The following is a 13,798-nucleotide window of genomic DNA, read 5'->3' as shown; positions in this document are numbered from 1 at the left end:
CGCCTCCTCAGCGCCCCAGATATACCTCAATCACCCGTTCATCGGCCTGCACCTGTGCCAGCGATCCTTCAGCCAGCACCTGCCCCTGGTGCAGCACCGTCACGCGATCGGCGATGGTTTCCACAAACCCCATATCGTGTTCCACCACCATCAGCGAATGCTTGCCCGCCAGCTCGCGGAACAGTTCGGCGGTGTAGTCGGTTTCGGCGTCGGTCATGCCGGCCGCCGGTTCGTCGAGCAGCAGCAGGTGCGGTTCCTGCACCAGCAGCATGCCGATCTCGAGAAACTGTTTCTGCCCGTGGGACAACAGCCCGGCGGGCCGGTGGCGTTCATGCCCCAGCCGCAGGGTCTTCAACATCTCGTCGATGCGGTCGCGCTGTTCGCTGCTCAGGCGGGCGCGCAGGCAGGCCCACACCGATTTGCGGGTTTTCTGCGCGATCTCCAGATTTTCGAACACCGTCAGCGCCTCGAACACCGTCGGTTTTTGAAACTTGCGGCCGATGCCGGCGTGGGCGATCTGCATCGGCGCCAGCCGGGTCAGATCGACGGTCTGATCGTAAAACACCCTGCCGCTGTCCGGCCGGGTCTTGCCGGTGATCACATCCATCAGCGTGGTCTTACCGGCGCCGTTGGGGCCGATCACGCAGCGCAGTTCGCCGACGCCAATGCGCAGCGACAGATCGGTCAGCGCGCGAAAACCGTCGAAGCTGACGTTGACGTTGTCGAGCTGCAGCACCGGATCGGTTTGCTGCCGGTATTTATCCGCCGGCAGCGGGTGGGTAAACAGCTCGTCGGTCACTTGCATCGCTTTCATGAGGTTTTCCTCCTGCGCAGCAGGCCGATCACCCCTTTGGGCAGAAACAGCGTGACGACGATAAACATCAGGCCAAGGAAGAACTGCCAGTATTCGGGAATGGCCATGGTGAACCAGCTCTTGGCGCCGTTGACGATGCCGGCGCCGAGCAGCGGCCCCACCAGCGTGCCGCGCCCGCCGAGCGCCACCCAGATGGCGGCCTCGATCGAGTTGGTCGGCGACATTTCGCCGGGGTTGATGATGCCGACCTGCGGCACATAGAGCGCGCCGGCCAGCCCGCACAGCACCGCCGACAGCGTCCAGACGAACAGCTTGAAGCCCTTCGGATCGTAGCCGCAGAAGGTCAGCCGGTTTTCCGCATCGCGCACCGCGGTCAGCACCCGGCCGAACTTGCTGCGCGCCAGCGCAAAGCCGATGGCCAGGCTGGCGGCCAGCAGCAGCACCGTCGCCAGAAACAGCGCCACCCGCGTGCCGGCGGCGGTGATGGGAAAGCCGAGCAGCGTGGTGAAACCGGTAAAGCCGTTATTGCCGCCGAAGCCGGTTTCGTTGCGAAAGAACAGCAGCATGCCGGCATAGGTCAGCGCCTGGGTCATGATCGAGAAATATACCCCTTTGATTTTCGAGCGGAAGGCGAAGTAGCCGAACAGGAAGGCCAGCAGGCCCGGCACCAGCACGATCAGGCACAGCGCCCAGGCGAAATGCTGGGTGCCGCTCCAGAACCACGGCAGCTCATTCCAGGAGAGGAACGCCATAAACGCCGGCAGCCCGTCGCCCGCCGCCTGCCGCATCAGGTACATGCCCATGGCGTAGCCGCCGAGCGCGAAGAACAGCCCGTGGCCGAGCGACAGCAGCCCGGCATAGCCCCATACCAGATCGAGCGCCACCGCCACCACCGCGTAGCACAGGATCTTGCCCGCCAGCGTCAGGGTATAGGTGGACACCGCCAGCGGATGATCCGCCGGCAACAGCGTCATGAACGGCATCACCAGCAGCGCCAGCAACGCCAGCCCGCCGATGCTCAACGCCAGCCGGGGCGCTTTCTGCACGCCGGTCACGGTCAATGGTTGGCTCATCAGTCAATCACCCTGCCCTTGAGGGCGAACAGCCCCTGCGGGCGCTTTTGAATAAACAGAACGATCAGCACCAGGATCAGGATCTTGCCCAACACGGCGCCGATCTGCGGCTCGAGGATCTTGTTGACGATGCCGAGGCCGAAAGCCGCCGCCACCGTCCCCGCCAGCTGGCCGACGCCGCCGAGCACCACCACCAGGAACGAATCGATGATGTAGCCTTGCCCCAGCTCCGGCCCGACGTTGCCCAACTGCGACAGCGCCACCCCGCCGAGCCCGGCGATGCCGGATCCCAACCCGAAGGCCAGCATGTCCACCCGCCCGGTGGGCACGCCGCAGCAGGCCGCCATCGCGCGGTTTTGCGTCACCGCGCGCACGTTCATGCCGAGCCGGGTCTTGTTCAGCAGCAGCCAGGTCATCGCCAGCACCAAGAGCACGAACGCGATCACCGCGATGCGGTTCCACGGCAGCACCAGGTTCGGCAGCAGCTGCACGCCGCCCGACAGCCACGCTGGGTTGGCGACCTCCACGTTCTGCGCCCCGAACAGCACCCGCACCAGCTGGATCAACACCAGGCTGATGCCCCAGGTGGCCAGCAGGGTCTCCAGCGGCCGGCCGTACAGGTGGCGGATCACCGTGCGCTCAAGCAGCATGCCGATCCCGGCGGTGATGGCGAACGCCACCGGCAGCGCCGCCAGCGGGTAGAGCGCCAGCCACTGCGGCGCAAACTGCTGAAACAGCCCCTGCACCAGGTAGGCGGAATAGGCGCCGAGCATCAGCATTTCGCCGTGCGCCATATTGATGACGCCGAGCAGGCCGTAGGTGATCGCCAGCCCGAGCGCCGCCAGCAGCAGGATCGAACCGAGCGACAGGCCGCTGAACGCCTGGCCGAGCAGATCGCCGATCATCAGGCGATGCTGCACCCGCTGCAGGCTGCGTTGCGCCTCGGCGCGCACCGCGGCGTCCGGCTCGTGGGCGGCATCGGTCAACGCTTGCAGCCGCGCGCGGGTTTCCGGTTCACCCGATTCGCCCAACAGCCGCACCGCATTGAAACGCACCTGCGGATTGCCGTCGGTCAATTGCAGGTTCGCCAGCGCAATGCTCAGCGCGTCGCGTACCTGCGGGTCTTTCTCCTGCGCCAGCCGCCGGGTCAACAGCGGCAGCTGATCGCCCTGCGCTTCGCGCTGCAGTGCGCTCGCCGCCTGCAGCCGCACCGCCGCGTCCGCGCTGACCAGCCGCTGCGCCGACAATGCGTTGGCAATCAGAATGCGCAGCCGGTTGTTCAGCCACACCTTCTTCGGTTCGCCAACCGGGGCCGCCTCGCCCTCGAGCGGCAGATAGCGATCGCCCTGGCGGATAAAGGCGCGCTTCGCCCCGTCGATCGCCACGGTTTCCTGCTGCAGCCCCTGCAGCAGCGGCAGGCGCGCGGCGTCCGGCTCGGCCGCCCACGCCTGCAGCAGTTTGGCCTGCTGCGCACGGTTGGCCGCCGCAAACTCATCGGCCGGCCCGGCCTGCGCCAGCAGGGGCCAGGCGCACAGCAGCCACAGCCCGACGCGCAGAGAAGATAAAAACGGAGATTGCATCAGCTGCCTCTTCTGTTGGGCCGGCGGGCGTTGGGCCGCGCCGGCGCTGAGTGACGTTACTTGCCGCCCTTCACCGGGTAATCCGGCCTCTTGTCGTTGCCGGCGATATACGGGCTCCACGGCTGTGCGCGCACCGGCGCTTCGGTCTGCCACACCACGTTGAACTGGCCGTTGCCCTCGATCTCGCCGATCATCACCGGCTTGTGCAGATGGTGGTTGGTCTGGTCCATGGTCAACGTGAAGCCCGACGGCGCGGCGAAGGTTTGCCCGGCCATCGCCGCGCGCACCTTATCGACGTCGGTGGTGCCGGCCTTCTCCACCGCCTGCGCCCACATGTGCAGGCCGACGTAGGTGGCCTCCATCGGATCGTTGGTGACCGCGGTGGCGTAATTCGGCAGGTTGTGCGCCTTGGCGTAGGCTTTCCACTGGCTGACAAACTGCTTGTTGGTCGGGTTATCCAGCGATTCGAAGTAGTTCCAGGCCGCCAGGTTGCCCACCAGCGGTTGGGTATCGATGCCGCGCAGCTCTTCCTCGCCGACCGAGAAGGCGATCACCGGCACGTCGGTGGCCTTGACGCCCTGGTTGGCCAGCTCTTTGTAGAACGGTACGTTGGAGTCGCCGTTGATGGTGGAGATCACCGCCGTGTTGCCGCCGGCGGCAAACTTCTTGATGTTGGCGACGATGGTCTGGTAATCGCTGTAACCGAACGGCGTGTAGACCTCTTCAATATCCTTGTCCTGCACGCCTTTGCTGTGCAGGAAGGCGCGCAGGATCTTGTTGGTGGTGCGCGGATAGACGTAATCGGTGCCCAGCAGGAAGAAGCGCTTGGCGCCGCCGCCGTCCTCGCTCAGCAGGTATTCCACCGCCGGGATCGCCTGCTGGTTCGGCGCCGCGCCGGTATAGAACACGTTCGGCGACATCTCTTCGCCTTCGTATTGCACCGGGTAGAACAGCAGCCCGTTCAGCTCCTCAAACACCGGCAGCACCGACTTGCGCGACACCGAGGTCCAGCAGCCGAACACCGCCGCCACCTTGTCCTGGCTCAGCAACTGGCGCGCCTTCTCGGCGAACAGCGGCCAGTTGGAGGCCGGATCCACCACCACCGGCTCCAGCTTTTTACCGAGCACCCCGCCTTTGGCGTTGATCTCGTCAATGGTCATCAGCGCCACATCCTTCAGCGGCGTCTCGGAAATCGCCATGGTGCCGGAGAGCGAACTCAGAATGCCGACCTTGATGGTGTCGGCGGCCTGCGCGCTCCAGGCCAGGCCCAGGCCGATCGCGGCGGCGGACAGCGCAAAAGCTTTGATAAAACGACGACGTTGCATAGTTCAAACTCCTGATGTGTGTGAAATCAAAATCGTTGCGCCGAGCGCGCGGGCTGCTGGGCCCGCGCCTGATGCAACATGTGCAGCGTTATTTTTCGTACCTCTGCCTTGCTGACGGCGATATGCTCGCCGAGCAGCGCTTGCGCCGCCTCGCTTTGCCGCTGCAGGATCGCCTGCAAAATGGCGGCGTGTTCGCGGTAGGTGGCGTCCACCCGCGCCTGCTGGGTGAAATCCAGCCGGCGAATGATGCGGATCTTTTCGGTCAGCTCGCGGTGAATGCGCGCCATCTCGCCGTTGCCCGCCGCGGCCACCAACGCCTGATGAAACTGCTCATCGTGCTGCGACACCGCCTGGCCGTCCGCCAGACGCGGCGCTTCGGTCCAAAAACGGTTCAGCGCCGCCAGCGCGGCCGGCGTTTCCCCGGCCGGCCATTCGCACAGCCGTTTCACCGCCTCTTGTTCCAGCACGATGCGCAGGTCGTACAGCTCTTCGAAGTAGGCGAAGTCGAACGGCCGCACCTGCCAGCCGCTGCGAAACAGCACCTCGACATAGCCTTCGCGCTCGAGCCGAAACAGCGCCTGACGCACCGGCGTGCGGCTGGCCGCCATGCGCTGCGCCACGTCGCTTTCGCTGAAGCGATCGCCCGGCAGCAGGCGAAACTCGAAGATGTCGGCCTTGAGCTGCAGATAAATGCGCTCCGCCAGCCCCTCAGGCCGCGCCTTGTGCTCCCCGTTGGTGATTTGCATCATCGCCCCTCCGTTCAGACCGCTTTTTCCAGCCACAGCAGGGCGTCGCCCGGCCCGACCGGCCGCCCCTGCCGGCAGCTGATGCGTTTGACGATCCCGGCGCGCGGCGCGGTGACCGCCAGCTCCATCTTCATCGCCTCGACCACGATCAGCGGCTGCCCGGCCGCCACCGCCTGCCCCGGCTCCACCAGGATCTTCCACACGCTGCCGTTCAGATCGGCGCTGACCAGATCGCCGTCGATGGCGTCTTCTTCCTCCGGCGGCAACAGCTGCGCCTCGGCCTCGTCGTCATCGCTGCGCCAGCGCGCCACTTCGGCGCTGAACGCCTGCTGCTGGCGATGCTGGAAGTCGGCGATCGCCTCGGCGTTGTCGGCCAGGAAATCGGTGTAGGCGGCGAAGTCGAATTCGCTCTCTTCGATGCGCACCTGCATGCGCCCTTCGCGGAACGCTTCGCGCTGCTCGTCCAGTTCTTGCTCGCTGACCGGGTAGAAGCGCACCTGATCGAAGAAGCGCAGCAGCCAGGGCTCACCGGCGGTGAACTGCGGGTTTTTGAGGAATTTGTTCCAGATCGGCAGCGTGCGCCCCACCAGCTGGTAGCCGCCCGGCGAATCCATGCCGTAGATGCACATGTACATGCCGCCGATGCCGACCGTCCCTTCGGCGGTGTGGGTGCGCGCCGGGTTATATTTGGAGCTCAGCAGGCGATGGCGCGGATCGAGCGGCACCGCGCAGGGCGCGCCGAGGTAAACGTCTCCCAGACCGAGGATCAGGTAGCTGGCGTCGAACAGAATGTCGCGCACCTGCTCGCGTTGGCTCAGGCCGTTGATGCGCTGGATAAAATCGACGTTGTTCGGCAGCCAGGGCGCCGAAGCGCGCACCGTCTGCTGATAGCGATCCACCGCGCCCAGCGTGGCCGAATCCTCGAACGCCATCGGCAGCCAGACGGTGCGCGTCGGCACCTTCAGGCGGCTGACGTCCCCCAGCGCCCGTTCGCGCGCCAGCAGGCGCTGCAGCAGGTCGACCTGGCTAATCTGTCGGCTGTCGTAGCGGATCTGCAGCGAACGCACGCCCGGCGCCAGCTCTGCCACGCCCGGTATCGCCTCCTCTCGCAGCGACTGCATCAGCAGATGGATGCGCAGCCGCAGCGCCAGATCGAGCACGTTGTCGCCGTACTCCATCAGAATGTAACCGTCCCCCGCCTGGCGATACGCCACCGCCGGGCGCCCTTCCGCCGCCGGCAGCGCCGCCAGCACCGCGGCGGAAACGGTCTCCGCCGGGGCCAGATCCGGCGGCGGCAGGGTGATGGCCTTCACCGCCGCCAGCGCTTCGATGCTGCCAAGCTGCGCCTGCTCCAGCGACTGCGCCTGGCGAAAGCCGATCGGATGGAACCGGATGCGGTCGCCCGGCTTCACCTGCCCCACTTTCCACAGCTCGGCCTTGGCGATGGTCACCGGGCAGACGAAGCCGCCGAGGCTGGGCCCGTCGCGGGTCAGGATCACCGGGAAATCGCCGGTGAAGTTGATTGCACCGATGGCGTACTCGCAGTCGTGCACGTTGGAAGGATGCAAACCGGCTTCGCCGCCGTCCTCCCGCGCCCATTCGGGCTTCGGCCCCGCCAGGCGCACGCCGAGGCGGTTGGAGTTGTAATGCACCTGCCAGTCGGTGGCGAAGAAGGTCTCTATTGATTCGGCGGTGAAAAAGTCCGGCGCGCCGTGCGGACCGTACAGCACGCCGATGTGCCACTGGTCGCCGTAGTACGGGATCAGGCTGTCGTCCATCGCCTGCGGCGCGGCGATCGGTGCCGGCGTGGTGCAAGCAGCCAGCGCCGGTTGAGCGATCGCCAGCATGTCCGCCACGCGCAAGGTGCGCCCGGCATGCCCGCCGAACTGGCCCAGCGCAAAGGTGGAACGGCTGCCGAGATACACCGGCACGTCAAAGCCGTTGCGTACCGCCAGATAGGTGCGGCAGCCGTGCGTGGCGCGCCCCAGCGTCAGCACCTGCCCGGCCCGCACCGCGATCGGCCGCCAGTAAGCGACCGCTTCGCCGTCCAAATCGGCCGGGCAGCTGGCACCCGTCAGCGCGATGATGGCGTCGCAGTGAAAGCGCAGCGTCGGCCCCTGCAGGGTAAACTCCAGCCCGGCGGCCGCCGGGTGGTTGCCGACGATGCGGTTGGCCAGCCGGAACGCGAAGTCGTCCATCGGGCCGGACGGCGGCACGCCGATGTCCCAATAGCCGAGGCGGCCGGGATAATCCTGCACGCTGCTGTAGGTGCCGGGTTGCAGCACTTCGAGGCAGTGCGGCTGGAAACGCACCTCGTCCAGCAGGCGCGTCCAAACGTCGCCGCGCTGAAATTGCGGCGTGGCGATCACCTGCCGCAGATAGTCGAGGTTGGTGGCGATGCCGTGCAAACGGGTCGCCGCCAGCGCCACGCGCAGTTTTTCCAGCGCCTGCGCCCGATCCGCGCCGTGCACGATCAGCTTGGCGATCATCGGGTCGTAAAACGCCGAGACTTCGCTGCCGGTCGCCACCCAACCGTCGAGGCGCACGTCGGTGGGGAAATGCACCTCGGTCAGCACGCCGGGGCTGGGCTGGAAGTTTTTCAGCGGATCTTCGGCGTAGAGGCGCACTTCGATCGCCACGCCCTGCGGCGCGCGTTGCAGCGCCGCCCATTCCAGCGCGTCGCCCGCCGCCACCTGCAGCATGCCTTCGATCAGATCCAGGCCGGTGACCATCTCGGTGATCGGGTGCTCGACCTGTAAGCGGGTGTTCACTTCCAGGAAGTAAAACTCGTCGCGCGCGGCGTCGTAAATGAATTCCACGGTGCCGGCGCTGCGGTAATTCACCGACTCGCCCAGCGCCACCGCCGCCCGATGCAGCGCCTGGCGGGTCGCCGCCGGCAGGTGTGGCGCCGGGGTTTCTTCCACCACTTTTTGGTTGCGGCGCTGCAGCGAGCAATCGCGCTCGCCGAGCGCTACCACCCGCCCCTGGCCGTCGCCGAAAATCTGTACCTCGACGTGGCGCGCGCGATCGACGAAGCGTTCGATAAAGGCGCCGGCGTCGCGGAAGAACTGTTCTCCCAGCCGTTTGACGCTGTCGTACGCGTCGCGCAGCGCCGCCTCGTCGTCACAGCGCGTCAGGCCGATGCCGCCACCGCCGGCGGTGCTTTTCAGCATCACCGGGTAGCCGATGCGCGCGGCGGCGGTAACCGCCTGCTCAACGCTCTCCAGCAAGCCGGTGCCCGGCGTCATCGGCACTCCGGCCAATGCCGCCAGCTCGCGCGCCCGGTGCTTGAGGCCGAACTCGCGGATCTGCGCCGCCGTCGGGCCGATAAAGGCGATGCCCGCCGCCTCGCAGGCTTCGGCAAACTCGGCGCTCTCGGACAAAAAGCCGTAACCGGGGTAGATCGCCTGCGCGCCGGTGGCGGTGGCGGCCGCAAGGATCTTGTCGATGCGCAGGTAGCTGTCGGCGGCCTTGTCGCCGCCGAGCGCCACTGCCTTGTCGGCTTCGGTGACGTGCGGCGCATTGCGGTCGGCGTCGGAATAAACCGCCACGCTGGTGACGCCCAGGCGTTTCAGGGTGCGAATGGCGCGGCAGGCGATTTCGCCGCGGTTAGCGATCAGTACGGTATTAAACATGTTCGTGCCCCTTAAGGCTGGCGAGATAGTCGCGCCAGCCGCCAAACTCAGTGATATCCGTGGCGCCTTCCAGCGCCCAGGCTTCGCAGATAAACCCCTTCACCCGCCGGCCGTCCGCCAGCAGCAGCGTGCCGATGCCCAAGGGCGCCGGGATTTCCGCCACAAACTCGCCGAAACGGGCCAGCGGGATGTCCCACAGCTCAAGACGGATCGCAGCTCCCTGCGCCACGCGCGCCAGCCCCGGCTTCGACGGCTCGGTATCAGCCAGCGCGTAGAGGCGGTAACAGGGGGCGGTGACGGTTTGCTCCACCCGCACCGCGTCGCGCTGCGTCAGCTGGACGTTGAGCGGCATACCGCTGAGGTGAGCGCCCACTACCGCCAGACGCACATGTCCCGCAGACGGGGCCGGTGTGGGCTGCGGCGGCAATGCCCGGCCGGTAGCCCCGAGCGGTAAGGCGCTTTGCCGTTGCCAGCGCAGGCCAAACGCCGCCAGCGCCCGGTCATGCCAGGCGGGCGCAATCAGGGTGATGCCCGCCGGCAGCCCGTCTTCGCGCAGCGGCCCCGGCAACGCCAGCGCGCTCAGATCGGCCAGGTTGGTGAAATTGGTGTAAGTGCCGAACTGCGAATTGAACAGCACCGGCTCCTGCGCCATCTCCGCCAGGGTGCGGATAGTGGGCGCGGTCGGCACCACCAGCGCGTCGAACGGCGCCAGCCGCTGAGCAATTTGCCGCGTCAGCTCGGCGCGCAGGTATTCCGCCTTGTAGGCGTCGCAGGCGCTGTAGCTCAGGCCGTTGCCGACGATGCCGCGCACCACCGGGTCGATAGCCTGCGGGCTCGCTTCCAGCACCTGCTCAATCGCCACGGTGCGCTCCGCCACCCAGGGGCCGTAATACAGCTGTTCCGCCAGGGTGCGAAACGGCGCGAAATCGAGGGGTTCCAGCGTGGCGCCGCCCGCCTGCAGCTGCGCCAGCGCGCGGTGAAACGCCCGCTCAGCCTGAACGTCACCGAAAAACTCCAGCTGGGCGGGGATGGCGAAACGCGGCGCGGCGGGAATATCCGCCGGCGCGGTATGCGGATCGGGGCGGGAATACGGATCTGCCGCGTCAAAGCCGCTCGCCAGTTCCGCCACCTGCGCCGCATCGGCCACCGTCAGCGCGAAGACCGACACCGTATCGTTCAACCGGCAGGCCGGCACCACGCCGCGGTTGGACAACCGGCCCTTGGTCGGCTTCAGCCCGACGATGTTGTTGAACCCGGCGGGCACGCGCCCCGAACCGGCGGTGTCGGTGCCCAGCGCGAACGGCACCAGGCCGCGCGCCACCACCGAGGCGGAGCCGGAGCTGGAACCGCCGCTGACGTAGCGGCTGTCGAAGCTGTTGACCACCGCGCCATAAGGTGAGCGGGTGCCCACCAACCCGGTGGCGAACTGGTCGAGGTTGGTTTTACCGAGGGCGATCGCCCCGGCGGCGCGCAGGTTGGCGACCACGGTGGCATCCGCCGCGGCCTGATAGGTGAACGCCGGGCAGGCGGCGCTGGTTGGCCAGCCGCCGACGTCGATATTGTCTTTGATGGCGAAGGGCACGCCGAACAGCGGCAGGCGGCTGAGATCGCCGTCGACCGCCGCCAGCAGTATCGCCAGCTGCCGATACTGCTGCTCGCGCTGCGCCGGCGTGGCGAGATACAGCCAGGCGTTATCGTCCGGGTTCAGCCCGGCGAGCAGCGTTTCGATCGTCGCGCTGACGCAGGCGAGGCGCTCACCCGCCGGACGGGTTTGATAATGGTGCTGCCATTCACTGAGGGTAAAACCGCACGTTTCAACAGGGTCGCTCATCGGCTGAATTCCATCTGGTACACAAGATGGGATTCAACAGAGCAACCGGCGTGCCAATTTTTAATCTCATGATTTCAATAAATTATAATTAAAACTTATGACGGCGAGGGTGAACGGCCTGCACCAGCGGCGCGCAGCGGGAGAACAAAAAGAGTGCAATAAGGGGATGATGCAGAGGAAAATCGGGGCGACGACACTCGCCGCCCCGGGAGGCCGATGGGGATCAATCCTTAATGCGTTTCAAACCGACCGGCGTAATGCAGTAGGTCTGTTGCTTGCCCTTCTCCGCCAGCCGCACATGCTGCATCTCGTTGACGATCGTCAGACGGTTGTCCGGCTCTTCATGCCGCAGATGGATCACCTCACCGCCGTAGCCTGACAGCGGCAGCACCCAGGTTTTAGCCTGTTGATTTTGGCTGCCGATGACGTCGTAGCTGAGCAAGGTATTACCGTCCGCATCCGTCACGCTGAGGAAGACGTAGCTGTCGGCAAAGTAGTGGTGAGCAATCCCCGCCGCCAGCGTCACGGTCACGGTTTTCTTCACCAGATCGACGGCGCAGGTCAGAAACTGGCGATCGCTAATCCCTTTGCCGGCCACGGTAAACGCATTGCCGACGTTAGCGCCCGGCGGCGTATTGTCGGCCGGCAGGCAATCCCGATAGGTCGCCAACAGCGGCTCGCGCTGCGGCTCGGCAAAGGCGCCGATCGCCAGATAAATATCGTCCTTGAACGACGACGACGGCGCGTAGTAGGCCGGCAGCAGCCGGCGCAAACGCTGCGCCGCCTGTTCCAGGCGCGTCAGCAGCGCCTGCTCGGGATCGCCGGAAAGCGCCGGATTTTTCAGCCCGCTGGTTTCGATACGCAGCACGTTGGTTTTGTTTTTGTTATCGATGACGCCGGCCGCCGCCGGATTCAAACGCACCCGGCTCGGCTCCACATGATAAATCTCGATGTCATCACCCTCGGCAAACGGCAGCTCGTCATGACTTAACGTAGCCTGAGTGCCCTGAATCTCCTTAGCGAAGCGCACCGCACCCTGCCGATCGCGCAGCGTCACCCGGGCATAGGTTTCACCCGGGAAGTAGGCGTGCGGCGTGGTGCTGGTCACGTCAACCACCACCGCCCCTTTGGCGCGATCGACGACCACGGTGGCGAAGACCGCATCGCTCAGGCCCAACAGATTGATCTCCTGCGACACGATCGGCGAAGCGGCTTTGCGCTCGAAGCGAAGCGTCACCGCGCTTTTCCCCTGTTTCACCGTCAGGTAACCCGCCGTCGGCCGGTATTTGCGATCTTTACCGGTCGGCAACCGCAGGGTGTACACGCCGATCGGCAACGCAGCCAGGGCCAGGGTCGGCGCGTCGATACGGACCTTGTGGGCATAGCGCGCCCCTTCCATCAGCACAAGCTCCTCACCGTAGATCTGCGCAAAGTCATCGATATCCAGACTCAGGGCGACATCGCCTTTCAGGCCGCTCGCCTTGAGCTGAGAGGAATCGACCAGGCGCAGGGAGGAATCCAGCTTCAGCTGTGCCTGCACCGCCGGCAAACTCTGCGCATCCACCAGTTGATACAGCGGGTATACCGCCTTGGCGTGGCTGAACGCGTTGAGATCGCGCTGCGTTTGGGTGATCACGCCGCCGGTCAGCTCGACGAACGGCGTCACGTCGATTTGCTCGCCGGCCGCGGCGAAGCTTGCCGACAGCAGGTCCAGCAAGGCATGTTCGGACGGCACGAAGCCCGGCGTATTGCAGCTTTGGCGATACTGCTGGTTAAAGTGCGTGAAGGCGTTCTTGCCTGCCTTGTCGACCATCAGCATCGCGAAGAACAGCTTGGAGCGCAGATCCCACTGGTTGAGCGGCGTGCCCTGAGCGATCAGATCGACGATTTTCTTCTCGACGCCGGCCGCGTTGCCGTAGTTATACAGCCACCCTTCCTGGTATTTACGCTCTCCCAGCATCACGTCCTGATAGCAAGCGGCGTAAATATTGTTCCACATCTCACCGGTGGAGAAATATTTGTCGCCCATAAAGTGCCCCTGATAGCCGTGCGCGATCTCATGCAGGCTGCCCCAGTTGCTGTCTTTCGGCGTCAGCCAGAAGCTGCTGACCGAGCTGCTGGTTTCCGCCGTCCAGCGGCCGCCGTAATACGCGGCACCGGCGCCGTGTTTATCGGCCTTCATAAAGTAGCGGTTGCGAATATTGCGATCGGATTCGTGTTCAGCCTCGAACGAGACGCCGGTCAGCGCATTGTAGAAGGTGAAAATGCGGTCATAGTAGGCGATCAGCCCGTCGATGTTTTTCGCTTCACCCAGCGACTTCAGCGCCGGTTTACTGATTTTCGGCACCAGCAATACCGCGTATTCCGCATCGACCAGCGCAAACTCGGCGTCCCGATCGTCCCAGCGGGCGAAGAATGCGGCTTCGTTTTCGCCGCGGCGATAAACCGGCAGCGCTTTCGCCGTGTCCGGATACTCGAACTCCAGCGCCGGTTCGCCCTGCCCGTACGGCGTATCGATAAACGGCACCGAGACGGCATTGACCTGGGCCTCGACCCAGCTCGCGCCGACGCTGAATTCAGCCTCCGTTTTGCTGTCGTCATTCAGCAAGCGCAGCGTGAGCTTGCCGGTAAACGCCGCGTTGGTCTGCCGCACTCGCAGCACCTGCCCGGCGGCGAGAATGATGCCCAGGTGCTGGCGATCGTGATCGATACCTTTGCTCATGCCTGCCGCATCCAGCCAGACCGGCCGGGTCAACGTGTAAAGTGATTGGATTTTCGTGATGGTTGGCATCCT

General features: G+C 65.4%; 8 protein-coding genes. All 8 read right to left on the bottom strand.

Annotated elements, in window-relative coordinates; genetic code table 11:
- Positions 1-7: 7 nt before the first annotated feature.
- Complete coding sequence (urtD, locus tag AC4PR2_RS02670) at positions 8-814, bottom strand: urea ABC transporter ATP-binding protein UrtD (RefSeq protein WP_015377102.1); 807 nt, start codon at positions 812-814, stop codon at positions 8-10.
- A complete protein-coding gene (urtC, locus tag AC4PR2_RS02665) occupies positions 811-1,887 on the bottom strand; it encodes an urea ABC transporter permease subunit UrtC (RefSeq protein WP_016928582.1) in 1,077 nt (358 codons plus the stop codon). The genes urtD and urtC overlap by 4 nt, the downstream gene beginning before the upstream one ends.
- Positions 1,887-3,467: an urea ABC transporter permease subunit UrtB gene (gene urtB, locus AC4PR2_RS02660; protein WP_330113367.1), complete on the bottom strand. Its 1,581-nt coding sequence runs from the start codon at positions 3,465-3,467 to the stop codon at positions 1,887-1,889. Before urtB ends, urtC begins: the two co-directional genes overlap by 1 nt.
- Before the next feature lie 56 nt (positions 3,468-3,523).
- Entirely contained in the window at positions 3,524-4,792 is a 1,269-nt protein-coding gene (gene urtA / locus AC4PR2_RS02655) for an urea ABC transporter substrate-binding protein (protein WP_089185674.1), read from the bottom strand.
- A 26-nt stretch (positions 4,793-4,818) separates the two neighbouring features.
- Positions 4,819-5,538, bottom strand: a complete 720-nt coding sequence (locus AC4PR2_RS02650) for a GntR family transcriptional regulator (RefSeq protein WP_084827869.1) — start codon at positions 5,536-5,538, stop codon at positions 4,819-4,821.
- Between the two features lie 14 nt (positions 5,539-5,552).
- Positions 5,553-9,173, bottom strand: coding sequence for an urea carboxylase (gene uca / locus AC4PR2_RS02645; RefSeq protein WP_443014426.1), 3,621 nt, complete (start codon positions 9,171-9,173; stop codon positions 5,553-5,555).
- A complete protein-coding gene (atzF, locus tag AC4PR2_RS02640; protein WP_330113365.1) occupies positions 9,166-11,004 on the bottom strand; it encodes an allophanate hydrolase in 1,839 nt (612 codons plus the stop codon). Before atzF ends, uca begins: the two co-directional genes overlap by 8 nt.
- Positions 11,005-11,227: 223 nt before the next feature.
- Positions 11,228-13,795 (bottom strand): putative mucin/carbohydrate-binding domain-containing protein, encoded by a 2,568-nt coding sequence (locus tag AC4PR2_RS02635; RefSeq protein ID WP_197802024.1) that lies wholly within the window; start codon positions 13,793-13,795, stop codon positions 11,228-11,230.
- Positions 13,796-13,798: the final 3 nt, after the last annotated feature.

It is taken from the genome of Serratia sp. A07, from assembly GCF_058725505.1.
The sequence above is the reverse complement of the archived record's forward strand: the minus strand, read 5'-3'. Positions and strand labels throughout refer to the sequence as shown.

Bases quoted from the DNA above. Each gene is read 5' to 3' on its own strand.
- urtA (WP_089185674.1), bottom strand. From the start codon at position 4,792: ATGCAACGTCGTCGTTTTATCAAAGCTTTTGCGCTGTCCGCCGCCGCG.
- uca (WP_443014426.1), bottom strand. From the start codon at position 9,173: ATGTTTAATACCGTACTGATCGCTAACCGCGGCGAAATCGCCTGCCGC.
- AC4PR2_RS02650 (WP_084827869.1), bottom strand. From the start codon at position 5,538: ATGCAAATCACCAACGGGGAGCACAAGGCGCGGCCTGAGGGGCTGGCG.
- urtB (WP_330113367.1), bottom strand. From the start codon at position 3,467: ATGCAATCTCCGTTTTTATCTTCTCTGCGCGTCGGGCTGTGGCTGCTG.
- atzF (WP_330113365.1), bottom strand. From the start codon at position 11,004: ATGAGCGACCCTGTTGAAACGTGCGGTTTTACCCTCAGTGAATGGCAG.
- urtD (WP_015377102.1), bottom strand. From the start codon at position 814: ATGAAAGCGATGCAAGTGACCGACGAGCTGTTTACCCACCCGCTGCCG.
- urtC (WP_016928582.1), bottom strand. From the start codon at position 1,887: ATGAGCCAACCATTGACCGTGACCGGCGTGCAGAAAGCGCCCCGGCTG.
- AC4PR2_RS02635 (WP_197802024.1), bottom strand. From the start codon at position 13,795: ATGCCAACCATCACGAAAATCCAATCACTTTACACGTTGACCCGGCCG.